At 62.9% G+C, this 16,791-nt stretch carries 19 protein-coding genes; 5 read left to right on the top strand and 14 right to left on the bottom strand.

Annotation, left to right across the window (positions count from 1 at the left end; genetic code table 11):
* Positions 1-326 precede the first annotated feature (326 nt).
* Entirely contained in the window at positions 327-461 is a 135-nt protein-coding gene (locus OPC11_RS07530; protein WP_264781503.1) for a hypothetical protein, read from the top strand.
* A 207-nt stretch (positions 462-668) separates the two neighbouring features.
* A complete protein-coding gene (locus OPC11_RS07525) occupies positions 669-2,969 on the top strand; it encodes an immune inhibitor A domain-containing protein (protein WP_264781502.1) in 2,301 nt (766 codons plus the stop codon).
* Between the two features lie 95 nt (positions 2,970-3,064).
* Here OPC11_RS07525 and OPC11_RS07520 read toward each other — a convergent pair whose 3' ends face one another.
* The 9 genes from OPC11_RS07520 to OPC11_RS07480 all read right to left on the bottom strand — a co-directional run bounded on the left by OPC11_RS07520 (position 3,065) and on the right by OPC11_RS07480 (position 10,495).
* Entirely contained in the window at positions 3,065-4,240 is a 1,176-nt protein-coding gene (locus OPC11_RS07520; RefSeq protein ID WP_007978765.1) for a methionine synthase, read from the bottom strand.
* On the bottom strand, positions 4,237-5,232 hold the full coding sequence (locus OPC11_RS07515; RefSeq protein ID WP_264781501.1) for a 5-methyltetrahydropteroyltriglutamate--homocysteine methyltransferase: 996 nt from the start codon (positions 5,230-5,232) through the stop codon (positions 4,237-4,239). Before OPC11_RS07515 ends, OPC11_RS07520 begins: the two co-directional genes overlap by 4 nt.
* 63 nt (positions 5,233-5,295) lie before the next feature.
* Positions 5,296-5,871 (bottom strand): HemK2/MTQ2 family protein methyltransferase, encoded by a 576-nt coding sequence (locus OPC11_RS07510; RefSeq protein ID WP_264781500.1) that lies wholly within the window; start codon positions 5,869-5,871, stop codon positions 5,296-5,298.
* Entirely contained in the window at positions 5,868-7,100 is a 1,233-nt protein-coding gene (locus OPC11_RS07505; protein ID WP_264781499.1) for a mechanosensitive ion channel family protein, read from the bottom strand. Before OPC11_RS07505 ends, OPC11_RS07510 begins: the two co-directional genes overlap by 4 nt.
* Entirely contained in the window at positions 7,100-7,984 is an 885-nt protein-coding gene (locus OPC11_RS07500) for a 16S ribosomal RNA methyltransferase A (protein WP_264781498.1), read from the bottom strand. The genes OPC11_RS07505 and OPC11_RS07500 overlap by 1 nt, the downstream gene beginning before the upstream one ends.
* 132 nt (positions 7,985-8,116) lie before the next feature.
* Positions 8,117-8,689 (bottom strand): DUF655 domain-containing protein, encoded by a 573-nt coding sequence (locus OPC11_RS07495; protein WP_007978771.1) that lies wholly within the window; start codon positions 8,687-8,689, stop codon positions 8,117-8,119.
* 43 nt (positions 8,690-8,732) lie between these two features.
* Positions 8,733-9,089 carry an RNA polymerase Rpb4 family protein gene (locus tag OPC11_RS07490; RefSeq protein WP_007978772.1) on the bottom strand — a complete coding sequence of 119 codons (357 nt, stop codon included), beginning with the start codon at positions 9,087-9,089 and terminating at the stop codon, positions 8,733-8,735.
* A gap of 3 nt (positions 9,090-9,092) precedes the next feature.
* A complete protein-coding gene (locus OPC11_RS07485) occupies positions 9,093-9,383 on the bottom strand; it encodes a 50S ribosomal protein L21e (protein ID WP_007978773.1) in 291 nt (96 codons plus the stop codon).
* Between the two features lie 122 nt (positions 9,384-9,505).
* Entirely contained in the window at positions 9,506-10,495 is a 990-nt protein-coding gene (locus OPC11_RS07480; protein WP_264781671.1) for an aldo/keto reductase, read from the bottom strand.
* A gap of 87 nt (positions 10,496-10,582) precedes the next feature.
* On the opposite strand from OPC11_RS07480, the gene OPC11_RS07475 reads away from it, so the two are divergent.
* On the top strand, positions 10,583-11,749 hold the full coding sequence (locus OPC11_RS07475) for a cystathionine gamma-synthase (RefSeq protein ID WP_264781497.1): 1,167 nt from the start codon (positions 10,583-10,585) through the stop codon (positions 11,747-11,749).
* A gap of 80 nt (positions 11,750-11,829) precedes the next feature.
* On the top strand, positions 11,830-12,498 hold the full coding sequence (locus OPC11_RS07470; RefSeq protein WP_264781496.1) for an MBL fold metallo-hydrolase: 669 nt from the start codon (positions 11,830-11,832) through the stop codon (positions 12,496-12,498).
* Between the two features lie 23 nt (positions 12,499-12,521).
* On the opposite strand, the gene OPC11_RS07465 is transcribed toward OPC11_RS07470, so the two are convergent.
* The 4 genes from OPC11_RS07465 to OPC11_RS07450 form a co-directional block, all read right to left on the bottom strand.
* Entirely contained in the window at positions 12,522-12,788 is a 267-nt protein-coding gene (locus OPC11_RS07465; RefSeq protein WP_007978779.1) for an elongation factor 1-beta, read from the bottom strand.
* Positions 12,789-12,791: 3 nt separating this feature from the next.
* Complete coding sequence (locus tag OPC11_RS07460; protein ID WP_007978781.1) at positions 12,792-12,968, bottom strand: HVO_2753 family zinc finger protein; 177 nt, start codon at positions 12,966-12,968, stop codon at positions 12,792-12,794.
* A 57-nt stretch (positions 12,969-13,025) separates the two neighbouring features.
* Positions 13,026-13,418 (bottom strand): OsmC family protein, encoded by a 393-nt coding sequence (locus OPC11_RS07455; RefSeq protein ID WP_264781495.1) that lies wholly within the window; start codon positions 13,416-13,418, stop codon positions 13,026-13,028.
* 529 nt (positions 13,419-13,947) lie between these two features.
* The gene (locus tag OPC11_RS07450; RefSeq protein WP_007978785.1) at positions 13,948-14,673 is read right to left on the bottom strand and encodes a metal-dependent hydrolase; all 726 of its coding nucleotides are present in this window, start codon (positions 14,671-14,673) and stop codon (positions 13,948-13,950) included.
* Between the two features lie 105 nt (positions 14,674-14,778).
* On the opposite strand from OPC11_RS07450, the gene OPC11_RS07445 reads away from it, so the two are divergent.
* Complete coding sequence (locus OPC11_RS07445) at positions 14,779-15,510, top strand: fumarylacetoacetate hydrolase family protein (RefSeq protein ID WP_264781494.1); 732 nt, start codon at positions 14,779-14,781, stop codon at positions 15,508-15,510.
* Positions 15,511-15,550: 40 nt separating this feature from the next.
* Here OPC11_RS07445 and OPC11_RS07440 read toward each other — a convergent pair whose 3' ends face one another.
* Positions 15,551-16,714: an NAD(P)/FAD-dependent oxidoreductase gene (locus OPC11_RS07440; protein WP_007978787.1), complete on the bottom strand. Its 1,164-nt coding sequence runs from the start codon at positions 16,712-16,714 to the stop codon at positions 15,551-15,553.
* Positions 16,715-16,791: the final 77 nt, after the last annotated feature.

Genomic DNA, 16,791 nt, shown 5'->3' with positions numbered 1-16,791 from the left:
GAAACGCCACGCGGCGTGGCGATTGCGTTGCTCACTGAAATACTCGCGGGGCCGCGAGCGTCAGACCCCGGCGTCTTACAGCACGTCGGTCTGGCACTCGCGCGCGGCGGGACCGCACACCCGCGAGTTGCCCAGTCTGCAAGCATCTACGCCCCGGGGTAATAAAAACTGCCGGGATTGTGTTCTCTGGGAGCTAGTCTCAGGAGGGAAATCGGTTGATTCCGAAGACGCTCCTGTTTCAGAAAGTGTATTCTATCGAGAACCACTCTCGCGTGTTCGAATTTTCAAATGATAGAAAATCATCTTTATCCTCGCCACGCTGTACGATGGGCGTCGCAGCGGTCCTCGTCACGGGACTCCTGTACGGGAGCGGACGGGTGTCCGTGCGGGCCGCCGAAGTCGGACTCGTAGTTGGTGCGTTGCTTGTCGCCCTCTTCGGAGTTCGGTTGTTCGGCGTGTGACGGCTCCTATCCCGGGTCGTGGTTCGAGGACAGCACGGCGATTCGACGGAGAGTGAGTCGATGGTGAGTAGTCGTTCTTCCTGTCTGAGCAACTTAGGGAACTCCCCAATCCCAATATGTGTCCGATTATTATGGTAATAGTTTAGATTAAATAATTTAGTTAAGTGTAGAAATAATTATGTGGGTAGAGTTAACAGGAAACATCGGATGAAATTAAAAGCGGTGCTGTTGAGTTTACTAGTCGTACTGTCCACGTCGGCCGTCTGGGTCGGCGGTGCCGTCGCAACGCAACCGAACACGAGCGACACGCTTCAACCGACCGTCTTCGAACCGAAGACGACCGTGAACAACTCCACGGACGGCGACGGCCTCCAGAAGGCCGAGCCGTCACAGGAGTCGCTCGACAAACCCGTCGATTTCGACTCGGCCCCCTCGTCGTTCACGACGACTGACGAGGGGAGTGCGGCGTCCGGTGGGATGTCCATCCTCGCCCAGGACTCCTCGTCAATCGTCATGGACCCGTCCGACGACGAGACGGACCCGGACGTCATCGGAACGACGAAGCAGTACCTCGGCTCCGACAACGACAGCTACTACTTCAAGAACTTCACGCTGCTGTCCATCGGTGACCACGTCGAGATATGGGTCGCTCGTGACCTCGCGTGGCCCGAGAACGACTCGCGGACCGACCCGACCATCTCGGAGCAACAGGCCGAAGCGCTCCGCACGCAGTTCGAAGAGAACATGTACGAGACCGAATCGGACGTGTTCGGCACCCCCGACGCCCGCAACGGAACGGAGGGTCTGTTGGAGGAACTCGGTGCCGTCCCCGACGACTACTACCACACCGAAAACGGGTCCGGGAAGACCGTCCTGCTGGTGGACAACGTCCGCGACGAGAACTACTACAACGCGTCGTACCCCATCTACACGGCCGGGTTTTACTCGCCGACCATCCAGAAATACACCGACCGTAACGTCGTCACGCTCGACGCCAAAGGCTGGAACGAGGTCAACGAGACGAACGACGAGGTAGGGTACGAGGGAACGCTGGCGCACGAGTACCAACACCTCGTCCACAACGACCTCGACGGCGACGAGACGACGTGGGTGAACGAAGGCATGTCCGATTACGCCGAGGTCGTCACCGGCTACGGCGTCTCCGAGGGGCACGTCCAAGCGTACGAGGAGATGCCCTCGAACTCCCTGACCAACTGGGAGGACCAAGGTGCCATCAACGTCCTCTCGGACTACGGCATCGCGTTCAGCTTCCAGATGTACCTGAGCGACAGGTACGGAACCGACTTCATCAGTAACCTCGCACACGAGAAGGCGAACGGCATCGAGGGCGTCGAGAAGACCCTGGACGAAACCGGTGCGAACACGGACTTCTACGGGCTGTACCAGGACTTCTCGACCGCCGCGGTGCTCGATTCGTCCGAGCGCCGCGTTCGGGACGAGTACGACATCGACGGCCTCGATTTGAACCTCAACACGTCGAACGACGTCGGCACCGCGGGTGCGTGGGGGACCAACTACAAGGAGGTCGATACGTCGGATAAAGGCCCGATAACGGACGTGACGCTCTCGGGAACCGACTACATCGGCACCCAGTGGCAGACCGCGACCGACCCGGTCACCGGCGAGGGACAAGTGCTGTACTCCGGGTCCGGAACCCTCCTCGACCGGTTCGCCATCACGAGCGCCGACCTCTCGAACGGCGATTCGACGCTGTCGTTCGAGACGTACTACGACATCGAGGAGAACTGGGATTACGGCTTCGTGCAAGTCTCGACCGATGGCGGCGAGACGTGGGAGAGCCTCGAATCGAACCGCACCGACGACTCGCCGAACCCGGACGCGCATCCGACCATCAAGGAGAACGCGCCGGGATACACCGGCACCACCGGCGGCGAGTGGGTCGAACAGTCGTTCGACCTCTCCGAGTACGAAGGCGAGGGTGAGGTTCTCATCGCGTTCCGCTACGCGACGGACTGGGCGACCACCCAACCCGGAATGTACGTCCGTAACGTCGAGGTCGGCGGCGAGAGCGTCCCGACCGACGCGACGGATTCGTTCATGAGCCTCCGCGAAGCGACCGGCGATAAAATCGAGTACCAGTTCACCTTCATCGGCATCAAGGAGAACGGCAAAGCGAAGGTCAAACAGCTCGATATGCGGACCTTCTCGGACGACGAGGAGCAGGAACTCCATCACTTCCTCCGCAACGGCAACTTCGAGAAAGTCATCGCCGCATCGACGTGGGCGGCCCACCCCGGCGAAGGGGGCCGCGTCCCGGTCAGCGTCGAATTCGAATACGCCCGTGGCGGGCACGGCGGCCACGGTCATCACGGCGGCCACGGACACCACGGCGGACATCACGGCGGCCACGGACACCACGGCGGCCACGACGGTCACGGACACCACGGTGATGACGACCACGATGGACACGGTGGACATCACGGCGGCCACGGACACCGCGGCGGCCACCACGCCTACAACTGGTAGAACCACACACGTCGCTCACCACTTTTTTCGGATAGATAGAACGGAGACGGCGAAAAACCGAACCGCTGGTTGGCTTCGAAACGGAACGTCCGTCGTCAGTCGTCGGCGGAGACGGGCGCGTTCCGAACGTCGATTTCTCCCGAATCCAACTCGGCTTCCACTTCGCGCGCCGCCTGCACCATGTTCGCCATCTTGCCGTAGGCCACCTCGCGCGGGAGGAGTTTCAGGCCGCAGTCGGGGCTGACGGTGAGCTGTTCGGGGGGAACGATTTCGAGTCCCTTCTTGATGTTCTCCTTGATTTCCTCGACGCTCTCGACTTCGGCGGTGTGGGCGTCGGTGACGCCGAGCGCGAGGTTCGCGGTGAACTCGGGGTCGCGGAACACGTCGAGTTGCTCGTAGTCGCCGTTGGCGAGTTCGAGGTCGAACTCGTCCACCGGGTAGTCCAGCATCTCGGGGTAGATACGCGAGTAGTCACCGTAGCAGACGTGCAGGCCGAGATAGACGTCCTCCGGAACGGCGTCGGACTCGTCCGACTGGCCTCCGTTCGCTCCGCTCACGGAGATTCCGTCCGCGATGCGCTCCAGACACTCGCCGACGATGGCGTGGTCGTCCGGCGTCGTCGCCAGCGCCGGTTCGTCGATTTGGATGTAGCGCGCACCCGACTCGACCAGTTTCTTTATCTCCTCGTTCACCAAGTCGGCGAGGTCGTAGGCCAGCGACTCCTCGTCGTCGTAGGCCTCGTTGAAACTCCAACTCGCCAGCGTGTACGGGCCGGTGATGGGGACTTTGACGGGACGGTCCGCCACCTCGCTGGTGAACTCGTACTCGTCCACGAGCCACGTCTCGTCGTACTCGACGTCCGTGACGACGCTCGGCTTGTCGAAGTAGTTGTGACCCCACACCTTCACTGGGCCGTTGAACTCGTAGCCCGAGATGCGGTGGGCGAAGTACTCGACCATCTCGTTGCGCCGCATCTCGCCGTCCACCACGACGTCCAATCCGGCGCGCTCGTGCTCCTTCGTGATGAGACGCGAGGCGTCGTTCTGTGCCTCCTCCCACGCGTCCTCGTCGAAGTCGGCGTCCGGGTCCTCGTAGAGTTCGCGCGAGCGATCCACCCACTTCGGCTTGGGGTAGCTTCCGACGATGGTCGTCAGGATGAAGTGGTCGTTGTCGTGGTCCTCCGGACGGAACTGGTTTCGAGCATCGTCTGGCGACTCGCGGGTCGTTCCTCCCCGCTCGTTTTTCGAGTCGCGTGGCGACCCGCCACTCATATTTCCACCTCCTCCAACCGTGCGGCTTCGCCGAGCACGGCCGTCTTCTCCTCGAACTTGCTGTACGGCAGGTAGAACGGTTCCGTGTTCGTCGTGAGATACTCCGTCTCGAACTCGTTGACCGGCGTGTTCTCCTCGAACCAGTCAACACGTTCGGCGACGGTTTCCGCCGATTCGACCAGCGTGTTCTGTCCATCGACCAGACCGAGGGATACGGAGTCCGTCGTCCCGAACTCGTTGATGTTGGAGAGACACCCCTCGTGGTCGGTCACGAGGTCGTAGCCGAGGGCGTCGATGTCGGCGTCGAGCACGTGCGCGTGAACCTTCTCGGTGAGCGAGCCGAAGTAAGGCTGTACCACCACGTCCGCGTCCGTCGCGTTCGCAACAGCGTCGATGGCCTCGCTCGCCCGGGCGTCCTCGCCGTCTTCCGGCGGGCTAACCACGAGGGAGGGTTCGAGGAGGAACAGCGTTTCGACGGACGGGAAGGCTTCGATTTCGCCCGCGAGGAACTCCGCGACGGCGGCGAGGAACTCCTCGTCGTCGCCGTAGTATTCGTCCGTTGCGAGGTCGGCGAGAGAGTAGGGACCGGGGAGAACGGCCTGCACGTCGTCGGCGAGTTCCGCGGCGGATTCCAGTTCCGCGGCCACGTCGCCGTCGAAGTCGAGTTCGTCCACGACCACCGGGTCGCGATAGAAGTTGTTGTTGTCGTAGTACCGCACGATGCCCCCCGTTTCGACGGAATCGTGAACCGTGAGGGGATGCGCGAGCATGTCGTCCCAGCGGAGCTGTCCCTCGGCGATTCGGTCGAGTCCGGCGTCCTGCTGGACCGCGACGACTTCCGAACGAGCGTCGTCGTACACCGCGGTCACCTCCGGCCCCTCGTCGCCGGAGATGAGGTCGTGTTTCTGGTGACCCTTCAGGTCCGAGAGGTCGTCCTTCGCCCAATCCGGGAGCGGGAACAACCCCGTCGTCGTGGCGATTCGCTCAGTCATGTACGGGGGGCTAAGATATGCCGGTGTTTAATATTTTCCGTTCGGGAAAATAACTGTGGATAATTATCTGACGAGTTTCAGAATCGTCAGCGTCTCGAACGGGAACGACTCGTCGCGGAGCGCAACGGCGCTAAATCCGTTCTCCCCCGCCCGCGAGACGACCTCCTCCACGCCCGAGAGACTGCTGACGAGGAGGAACACACGTCCACCCGGTGCGAGCACCCGCCCGACCGCATCGAGGAACGGGTCGATGACTTCCCGACCCGACTCGCCGCCGGAGAGGGCGCGTTCCATCCAGTCGTCGCGCTCCTCGTCGGGGTCGGTCGGCAGATACGGCGGGTTGAACAGCACCGCGTCGAACGCCCCGTCGCGGAACGGCGACACCAAATCCGTCCGGACCGCCTCGACGCCGCGCTCGCGTGCGTTCGCGCAGGCGTGTGGATTCACGTCCGCTCCCACGACGCGGGCACCCGTCTCCTCGGCCACGTACTCCGAGACGTAGCCCGACCCCGTGCCGACTTCGAGGACCAACTCGTCTCCCGCTATCTCCTCGGCCGCCACTTCGGCGAGGAGGTGTGAATCCTCAGCCGGTTGGTACACCTTCGTCTCCGTTCCGCGTCGTTCCGCGAGGTCTGTCATCGTTCGTCGCCTCCGTCGTCGGATCCCGGGCCGCCGTCGTTCACATGTCCGTCGGTCGGGCCATCATCAGTCGTTCCGCCGTCGGTCGCTCCGCCGTCCGCGGTCGCACCGAATTCACGCGCCCGTTCCCGTTCCGCGACCCGAAACCCGCCCATCTCCTCGCGGCCGGAGAGTTCGCGCTGCGGGAAGGGAATCTTGATTCCCTCGCGGTCGAACGCCTCCTTCACCGCGTTGATGACCGTCGTCTTCGCCCGCCACTTCCGTCGGGCGCTGGGCTTGTCTATCCAGAAGCGAAGCCCGAGCACGACGGCCGAATCGCCGAGTTCCTTCGTCACGACTTGCGGCGACGGCACGGCCAGCACGTCGTCCGGTTCGCGCATCACCTCCTTCGCCACGGCCCCGGCCCGCTCGACGTCCGCCTCGTAATCGACGCCGACGTCCACCTCCAACCGCAATCGCCCCTTCCGACTCCGGTTGATGATGGTACTCCCGCCGACGATATCGTTCGGAATCATCACGTACTCGCCGTCGAACGTCTGAATTCGCGTGTTGACGATGGAGATGTCCGTCACGATTCCCTCCTCCTCTTCGATTATCACCCAATCGCCGATTTCGAACGGCCGGGCGAACATCAGCATGAACCCGGCCAACAGCGACCCGAGGGTCTGCCGGGCGGCCATACCGACCACGATTCCGAGGAATCCCGCACCGACGAGGAGGCCGGTGATATCCACTTCCCAGAGGCTGAGGACTGCGGTAAACCCGACGACGTACACGCAGACCTGCGCGACGCGGACCATCACCTGCGTTTGGTGTTTCGAGAACGCGTCGCGCCCTCTGACCACCCGCTGAATCCCCTGTCGAATGACCCCGGCAACGATGTAGGAGGCGGCAAGCACCACGGCCGTCGACCCGACTCTGACGGTTGTGTCGTAATCGACGCCGAAGTCAGTTACTAGGCTGATACCCGAGTTAATTACTTCCCACGTGAACGCGAGCGTCGTCGCCGCGAGCAAGAGAAACACGATGACGAGGCTGATGATGATGACGTTTGCCAGCGAATTGGGCACTCGCTCTTGTAAACGCGGACGGGCGTACCATGCCACGGCGAAAAACGCGATGAGCGCAAGAATGACGAACGCGGTGGTAAAAACCCGCATGTCGAACCAACTGATCCGACCGATCTGTCTGAACAACCCCTCCGTCTGGGCGAGCGGCAGTCCTTCCATCAACCACCACCTCGGCCCAACTCGTCTGCGACCCGTGCCATCGCGGCGAACTCCACGGGCGACACCTTCCCGGCGCGCTTTCGGAGGATGTCCTCGTCCAACACGTCGTCGTCCGGGGATTCGAGCGCATCGACGACGGCGTCCGGGTCGTCGAGCCCCGAGATGTGGGCCGTGTTCCGAATCCCGTTTCGAATCGTCTTCCGACGCTGGGTGAACACCGCCTTCACGAAGTCGAGGAAGAACGCCTCGTCGTCCACCTCGTACTCCGGCTCCCGCGGAATCGTCCTGACGATTGCGCTCTCGACCTCCGGTTGCGGCGCGAACGCCTCGCGCGGGACCGTCTCCACGACGCGCACGTCGGCGTAGTGCTGTGCCGTCACGGAGAGTCGCCCGTAATCGTCGCTTCCAGACTCGGCGGCCATGCGCTCTGCGAACTCCTTTTGGAACATGAGGAGCATCGGCTTTCCGAGCGGGAGGAGTCGAAACGCGATTTCGCTCGAAATGCCGTACGGAAGGTTGGCGATACAGGCCGAGAAGTCGGGGAGTTCGACCGACAGCGCGTCACCATCCACGACCGTCAACCCCCCGTCGTCGCACTCCGAACGGAACTCCTCGCGGAGAAACTCGGCGAACGTCGGGTCGCGCTCGATAACCGTCACGCGGTCCGCGGCCGCGAGCAGGCGGTCCGTGAGGACACCCGGTCCCCCGCCGATTTCGAGGACGTGCTCCAGATTCATCTCGTCGGCGTACGTCGGTATTCTGTCCACAACTCGGTCGTCCACGAGGAAGTGTTGGTCGCGGTTCGGGTCGCCCCGGACGCCCGCACGTCGAATCAGCGCGTCGGGGTCCCTCGTACCGGCTTCCTCGGGTGGCGAGCGTTCCATCGTTATCCTGTCTACCGGAGCGAGCGGCGTAAACCCACCGAGTTCCGACCGGCGTTGGTTAGCACTCGTCGAAGCGAGACGAGAGAGCGGAAAGCGAGCGGGAAGCGAGCGAAAATCGAAACCCCGATCGCGTCAGTCGTAGCGGACGAACGTTCGATACTTCAAATCGTCCTCGCGGATCTCTTCGAGGATGCGCTCCACGAGAACGTCCTCCGGGTTGTGAAGTCCGGACACGCGGTCTTCGAGGTCGTCGAAACTCTCGAACGGTTTCCGTTTCCGCGTTTCGAGCACGTGGTTGCGCAGTTTCTTCCCGATGCCGGGGAGGAGGTTCAACTGGTGGAGACGGAGGGTTATCGGTTGGGCGTCGTTGTAGAAATCGACGAACCGCCGTTCGTCGCGGTCCACGATGTCCGTGACGGCGTGTTCGAGTTCTGACTGCGCGGCGGAGGTGAGGTCACCGTACGCGACTTCGCGCACGTTGGTGACGTTCTCGCGGGCCGCGGGTGGTTCGATTGGAATGCTATCGCCGATACCGACGCTTGCACCCTGTTCGAGCACGAGTTCGAGGAGATGGAAATCGGATTCAGTCAGGACGTACGCGACCGGTTCCTTCTGGTACTGCGGACGGTCGTCTTCCGCACGACCGTGTGGCAGGAAGTCGAGCACCACAGCCGACGCTTCGCTGTCAGTCTCGGATTCACTCATTGCACTCGAATACGATGACGAGCAACTTAAAGAATCGGTGAAGCTACTCGTACTTCGCCACGACGTTCAGTATCTCGTCCAGCTCGTCACCCGAGAGGGTGAACCGCTCCTGTGCGTAGACCGCTCGCAGTTCGTCGCGGTCCTTCGGCAGGAGGTCGGCGATCTTGTACGCCGTCGCCTCGTCCACTTTTTCGAGTTCGAGCAGCTCCCCGACCAGTTCGCGCGACTCCTCGGCGTCGAGGACGGCGAACCGGTTGACGTGTTCGATGGCTCGGGAGAGGTTGTAGGGCATCTCGCGGGTCTCGTCCAGCGCGCGTTCGCGCTCGATGTCCGCGAGGAGTTCCTTCGCCTCCGGCGTCGTGAGATACTCCTCGTCGAGCTTTTCCTTGAAGATAGTCATAGCTTACTTCTGTTCGCGGAGGTGTGCGGGCTGGGTGATGAGCGTCTTGTCCTTGCCGCCGTCGTTGATGATGACTTTGTACGCTTTGCCCTGCTTACCGACGACCTCACCCGTGCGACCGTTGAATCGCGGGTGGAAGCGACCTTTGCGGACGCTCGGGTCGATTTTGAGGTGGACTTTCTGTCCGTTCTCGTACTGCTGGACGGCGCGCTGTGGTGGGGACGTACCACGTTCTCGGGGGTTGTTCGACAACTTTTCGCGGGTAGTGTTGTACGGTCCGTTCGAGCTCGGCATAGTCGTATGACGCTCTTGTTCAGTGACGGTTATAAAAGATACGTTCCTCCTCGCCGAGACACGAACCTCGCGGGTCGGTTTGGCACGGGACCGGGGGCGCGGTCACCCAACCGGGAAGCCCGTCACCACCGCTGGTGGACCGCATCGGCCACGTACTCCTCGTAGACCTCCCTGACGCGCTCCGTCTCCTCCGTCGTGAGCGGCGGGAGCGAGGCGGCGATGACGTTCTCCCGAACGTGCTTCGGGTCCGTCGAACCCGGAATGACGGTCGAAACGGCGTCGTGGTCGAGAATCCACCGAAGGGAGAACTGCGCCATCGTCGCGTCCTCGGGTACCAGCGGTCGGAGTTCGTCCACCGCTTCGAGGCCGCGCTCGTAGGGCACACCCGCGAACGTCTCGCCGCGGTCGAACGCCTCGCCCTCGCGGTTGAAATTCCGATGGTCGTTCTCCGGGAACTCCGTTTCGGCCGAGAGGTTCCCGGTCAGCAACCCGGACGCCAGCGGAACGCGGACGATGATTCCCACGTCGCGGCGCGCCGCCTCGTCGAAGAACAGTTCCGCGGGGCGCTGGCGGAACGGGTTGAAGATTATCTGCACCGTCTCCACGCCTGGATACTCGATGGCTTTCAGTCCCTCCTCGACGCGCTCGACGCTCACGCCGTAGTGGTCGATTCCCCCCTCGGCTTTCAGGACGTCCAGCGCGTCGAAAGTTTCGGGCTGGTAGTACACGTCCGTCGGCGGGCAGTGCAGTTGGAGTAAATCGAGCGCGTCCGTATCGAGATTCGACCGACTTCGGTCCACGAACTCCCGAAGGTTCGATTCCGTGTACCCGGACGCGTCGTGCGGGTCGAGCCTCCGTCCCGCCTTCGTCGCCACGGTGGGACGCTCGTCCGGGTCGTACTCCGCGAGCACGTCGGCGATGACGCGTTCGCTCCGTCCGTCGCCGTACACGTCCGCCGTGTCGAGGAACGTGATTCCGGCGTCGATGGCGGCACGAACGGCCTCGTGAGCCGCTTCGTCGGACACGTCGCCCCAGTCCGACCCGATGTTCCACGTTCCCATTCCGACTTCCGTTACGTCGTAGCCCGTCGTTCCGAGCGCGCGTTCGTCCATGTTGCACGGCACGTGGTCCCGGTACATGCCTCTTCTTCCTGAGCGCGAGGCGAAAGGATAACCCTCCTCCGGTTCGTCCCCTCGCGCATGACCGACAGCGACGATTTCAGGTTCGAAACGCGGTCCATCCACTCCGGACAGGAACCCGACGAGGAGACGGGCGCGCTGATGACGCCCATCTACGCCAACTCGACGTACGTGCAGGACGGGCCGGGCGACCACCGGGGCTACGAGTACTCCCGGACGGGTAACCCGACGCGCACCGACCTCGAAGACAATCTGGCCAGCCTCGAAGGCGGCGAATACGGTCGCGCCTTCTCCAGCGGGATGGGAGCCATCAACACCGTCCTCAACCTGCTCTCCTCGGGCGACCACGTTATCGCCAGCGAGGACGTGTACGGCGGCACCCACCGAATCTTCACGCAGGTGTACGCCGACTACGACGTCGAGTTCTCCTTCGTGGACATGACCGACCCCGACGAAGTGGCGGACGCGGTGCGCGAGAACACCGAACTGCTGTGGGTCGAAACGCCGACCAATCCCCTGCTCAACGTCGTGGACATCGCGGCGATGGCCGACATCGCGGCGGACGCCGACGCGCTCTGTGCCGTGGACAACACCTTCGCCACGCCGTACCTCCAGCGTCCGCTCGAACTCGGTGCGGACATCGTGTCCCACTCGCTGACGAAGTACCTCGGCGGGCACTCGGACGTGGTTGGCGGCGCGCTGATTACCGACGACGCCGAGTTGGACGAGCAAATCGGCTTCTATCAGAACAGCGTCGGCGCGACCCCCGGCCCGCACGATTGTTTCCTCGTCCTCCGCGGAACCAAGACCCTCGGCGTGCGGATGGACCGTCACTGCGACAACGCCCGCGACATCGCCCACTGGTTGGACGACCACGACGCGGTGGACACCGTGTACTACCCCGGCCTCGAATCGCACCCGAACCACGAACTCGCCGCGGAGCAGATGAACGACTTCGGCGGTATGGTCAGCTTCGAACTCGACGCCTCGCTGGAGGAGGCCGCCGACGTGGTGTCCGAGACGGAGGTGTTCACCCTCGCCGAAAGCCTCGGCGGCGTCGAATCGCTCATCGAACAACCCGCGACGATGACCCACGCCGCGATTCCGAAGGAAGAACGACTGGCCGCCGGACTCACCGACGGCCTCATCCGCGCCAGCATCGGCATCGAGCACGTGGACGACCTGAAGGCGGACCTCCAACAGGCGTTCGACGCCGCGCTGAAGTAGTCACCCCTCTATTTTCCGCGGTTGCGGAATCGAATGCCGGAGCCCAACAGTACTCCAAACCGGAGCACGTAGCGTCGTGCATGGAACTGACCGACCACGTGTACGCGTTTCCGTTGACCTTCGAACGCGGCGACCGCGAGACAGTTATCTACCCGTCGGGCGTCGAAACCGAAGGCGGCTTGCTTCTCCTCGACGCGGGGTTCCCCGGTCAGACGGACGATTTGGCCGACGCACTCGCCGACCACGACTTCTCGCTGGACGACGTGGAGACGCTGCTTCTGACCCACCAGGACGGCGACCACGCGGGCGGTGCCGAGGACCTCCTCTCCCGAACCGACGCGACCGTCGTGGCTTCGACCGGTGACACGCCCGCCATCGAGGGCGACGAGGACCCAATCAAATCGAGGGGCGACCGCTATCCCCCCGTTCCGGTCGATGTGCAGGTCGTCGATGGCGTCACGTTCAGAACCGAGGCCGGACCGATGCGCGTCGTCGAAACGCCGGGTCACACGCCCGGCCACGTTTCGCTCGTCCTTCCCGAGGCGGACCTCCTCATCGCTGCCGACGCCACCGTCGCCGACGAGGACGGCCTCGTCGGGCCAAACGAGCGGTTCACGCCCGAGTTGGAGCGAGCAATCGAGTCGGTCGGCACGCTCGCCGACTTCGAGACGAGTCAGGTCCTCTGTTATCACGGCGGGTTCGTCGAGGACGCCGACGTCGAGGCGACGTACCGGTCGCTCACGGAGTGAGAAAAACGAAACGAAAAGTGGAATTATATCCGACCGACGTTCTGCACGTCGACGCTCTCGACGCCATCGACGTTCGAGAACGACTCCTCGACGGCTTCCGTGCCACCGGCATCGTCGGGGACGATGACCGTCGGCAGGAGCGCGACGAGACCGAACGCAACGTCGTCGCGTTCGAAGCCGTTGATTTTCGCACCCTCGGGGAGCGAATCTTCGAGTTTCTCTTGGAGGTCGTCCAGGTCGATCTCCGGGCTCTGCGGCATTACCTTGACTTTAGCTGCTACTTTTCCCATGATTTACGGTCCGAGGAACCCACAGTCGGGGCACTCGTAAAGGTTGCTCTGTTTTCGGCACTTCGCACAGCGGTAGATCGTCTGCCCACAGTCGGGGCATTTGAACGACGCGGCGTTCGTGCCGGAGATGTTAATCCCGCACGAGACGCATTTTCGCGCTTGTTTTTGGGTCTGACTCATACACCCACGTTCCGCCGCGCGACTTTTAACGCTTCCCTTTCGGGGTTCGAGACGGCGTTAGAACGCGCCCGTCTCGACGGTCGTCTCGGCGTGCAGGCTCTCTTTCACCGCGTCGTGAACCTTGCAGAGCTCGAAGGCGCGGTCGATGACGTCCTGTGCCGTCTCGTCGTCCGTCTCGGCTTCCCACTTGATGTCGAACGCCACGGCGTCGAGTTTGTCGTCGTCGTTCAGGTCGCCGCTCACGTCGATTTCGATCTTGCCGAGGTCGCCAGCGCCGCGCTGTTCGCCACCAACGCGAAGGGCGGGAACGTAGCACGAACCGTACGCGGCGAGCAGTGTTTCGAGCGTGTCCGGGGCGTCCTCGCCCGTCGCGTCGATGGTGACGGAGAAATCGCGGACCTCGTTCTCTGCGCTGTATCCTGCTTCCGACGTGGTAGTGACTTCTGGCATTGCAATTTCCACGTTCGCCGCAACACTCCTAAGGCTTGTTCTTCCGGCCGCGCTTGTCGGAGTGAACGTGTAGAACCGTGCAAGATAGTCGGTGTGAAACAAGTCAACCGCCATGGCGCGTGCGTCAGCAGGCCGAGGATTTCACATCCGAGGGCCTGCTGGAAAGCGCGAGGGACGACTGAGCGCATGCGAAGGAGTCGGTTGGGGAGGGAGTGGCATGCGAGGTTTCAGAGAAACCTCGAAAACGAACGGCAGCGCCGTGAGTACGCGGTGCGGCGGCGGGGCGGTCGCTGTGTCTGGGTGGATTGAAAGTGGCCGCCCGGTCGCGTTTATCGTGGTCGTCTCGGTGACCGCTCTCGATGTGCGGTTTGCATCGAGATGTCGGCGAGCGACCGCGACCGGCGGGGGCTTTCGAAAACTGGTGCTCTCCGGTTCATGTCTCTCCTCCATCGAAATCGGCCCGTATCCTCTCTCCTACTCGAACTCAGCGAAGAAAACGAAAAACCGTCCCGTCCACTCTCGATTCCCGTCACCAGAGTTCTTCGGAGAGGTCGAACGTCTCGTCGCCCTCCAAGACGTGAACTTCGGCGTCGTTGCCGGTGGCCTCCACCTCGCGCACGAAGTCCTCGGGGTCCTGCTCGATGGGCGGGAACGTGTCGTAGTGCATCGGGAACGCGTAGTCGGCGTCCACCCAGTCCACCGCGACGGCGGCCTGCCACGGTCCCATCGTGAAGTGGTCGCCGATGGGAACCGCGACGGCGTCGGGTTCGAGGAACGGACCGATGACGTCGCGCATCTCGGTCATCAGGGAGGTGTCGCCCGCGTGGTAGAACGTCTCGCTCTCCTCGTCGGAGACTTGGGTCGGCTTGGTGTCGCTGATGACGTAGCCCGCGGGCATCCCGCCGGAGGCACCGTAGCCCGTGTCGAGGCCGTTGGTGTGGTCGGCGCGAACCATCGTGACGTAGGCGTCATCGGCTTCGAAGGTGCCGCCCATGTTCATCCCGGTACCGTCCTCGACGCCGTACTCGTCGGTCACGTAGCCGATGACCTCCGGCGTGGCGACGAAGTGCGCGTCGCGGAACCGGTCGGAGTCCGCGATGTGGTCCGCGTGCCCGTGCGTGAGCAGCACGTAGTCCGGGTCCAACTCCTCCGGGTCCGTGTCCGTCTTCGGATTGTCGAAGAACGGGTCGATGAGGAGTTCCGTGTCGCCGACGGTGACGTGCCATGTCGAGTGTCCGTACCAAGTAAGCTCCATGGTGTACGTTGGGATACTTCCTAAACCGTCTTAAAAGATGTTGGCGGCGGGTGGGGTGTTACCGGAGTCCGAACCGTTTTGCCTCCCGAATACGACACCCAGCGTATGCATCGAGTCCGATTCCGCGACCCGGCAGGGTCGGTTAGAACCGGCGAATGGCGCGACGGCGAACTCCGATTCGGGGGCGACAGCTACGCGCCCGAGGAGGTCGAACTCCTCGCACCGACGGAACCGTCGAAGGTCGTCTGTGTCGGTCTGAACTACGCCGACCACGCGGCCGAGCGAAACAAGGACGTTCCCACGCGTCCGCTACTGTTCCTCAAGCCGCCGAACACCGTCGCGTCCCACGGCGACACCATCACGCTCCCGGCCGGAAAGGAGCGCATCGACCACGAGGCGGAACTCGGCGTCGTCATCGGCGAGCAGTGTCGAAACGTCGCCGAGGAGGACGCGATGGACGTCGTTGACGGCTTCACATGCGTGAACGATATCTCGAACCGCGACGACCAGGATTTGGAGCAGAACTGGGTTCGCGGCAAGGCGTTCGACAACTCCTGCCCGCTCGGGCCGGTCGTGGCGTCGCCCGAGGACGTCCCGGAGGACGCCCGCGTGCAACTCCGCGTCAACGGCGAGGTGCGACAGGAGTCCTCGCGCGACCAGTTCATCTTCTCCGTCCCGGAACTCATCGCTGAGATTACGACCTACCTCACGCTGGAACCGGGCGACGTCGTCATCACCGGCACGCCGTCGGGGGTCGCGCCGCTCGAAGACGGCGATACCGTCGAAGTCGAGATAGAGGGAATCGGAACGCTCGAACACGACGTTCGAATTCCGTAGCAATCTGGAAAACTGATTTTTCGAGGCGGCGAACCCGCGATTACAGCACGCTCCACGCCTTGATGGCGCGGTTGTACGACGAGATGTCGGCGATCCAGCGCGCCGCGATGGCCTTCTTCAGGACCTCCGCGGGCGTGGAGTTGAAGGTGCTGATGGGGAAGTCCATCCCGGCGACTTTGACGTCGTGAGCGACGGCCTCGTCACCGATGGAGATGACGGTCCCCTTGTTGTTGTACGTCCACGTCTTGAGCGGCTGGCCGTAGATGGCGCGGGCGACGTTCTCGCCGACGACTTCGGCGGCCTGCCACGCGGCCTGGGCGGTCGGCGGTGCCGGGTTCTCGCCCTGGTCGATGATGGCACAGTCGCCGATGGCGAACACGCGGTCGTCGCTGGTCTGGAAGTTGGATTCGGTGGTGACGCGGTTGTGTTCGTTGTCGAGTCCGCAGTCGTCCATGGCGTCGCGGCCCGTCACGCCGCCGGTCCAGACGAACACATCGTAGTCGAGGGCGTCGCCCTCGTCGAACTGAATCTCGTCCTCGGTGGCTTCGGTAATCGGGTCGCCGGTCAGGATGTTGATGTCCTTTTCGAGGACGTACTTCTTCACCGTCCCCTGCAGTTCGGGGTCCTGTCCGGGCATGATTTCGTCGAGTGCCTCGACGAGGTAGATGTCGATGGGTGCGCGGTGCTTGTCGCGGTACTCCGCGATTTCACCGGCGCTCTGGATGCCGGACAGTCCGGCCCCGCCGATGACGATCTTCGCCGGGTCGTTGCGGGAGGCGGTCTTGGCGGCCTCCTTCACTTGGTCGTGGATTTCGAGCGCGTCGTCCAGACTCTTCAGCGTGAGAGCGTTCTCCGCCATGCCCGGGATGCCGTAGTAGGCCGTCTTGCTGCCGAGCGCGGCGACGAGATAATCGTATTCGAGGTCGTCACCGTCTTCCAGTTCGACCGTTCGGTCGTCCGTGTCGATGTCCACAACGGTGTCCTGCACGAAGCGCGTGCTCGGGGACTTGATCTCGTGAATCGGGAGCGTAATCTTGTCCTTCGCTCGCGGGTCACGGATAACACGGTGGGATTCGTGCAGTACGAGGTGGTAGTCCTTGTCCGACACCCACGTAATGTCAGCGTCATCGAGTTCTTCTTCGAGTTGCTGTATCGCGCCAGCACCAGCGTAGCCAGCACCGAGCACGACGACCTTCGAAGTCATATCCGAACATCGGGATTCATACGATACAAAGGTGTTGAAACCCGCAAGCGGGTGCGTGATATTCACACTCTCCCCAA

It is taken from the genome of Haladaptatus sp. T7 (assembly GCF_026008575.1).
In the GTDB taxonomy this organism is placed as follows: Archaea; Halobacteriota; Halobacteria; order Halobacteriales; family Haladaptataceae; genus Haladaptatus; species Haladaptatus paucihalophilus.
The sequence above is the reverse complement of the archived record's forward strand: the minus strand, read 5'-3'. Positions and strand labels throughout refer to the sequence as shown.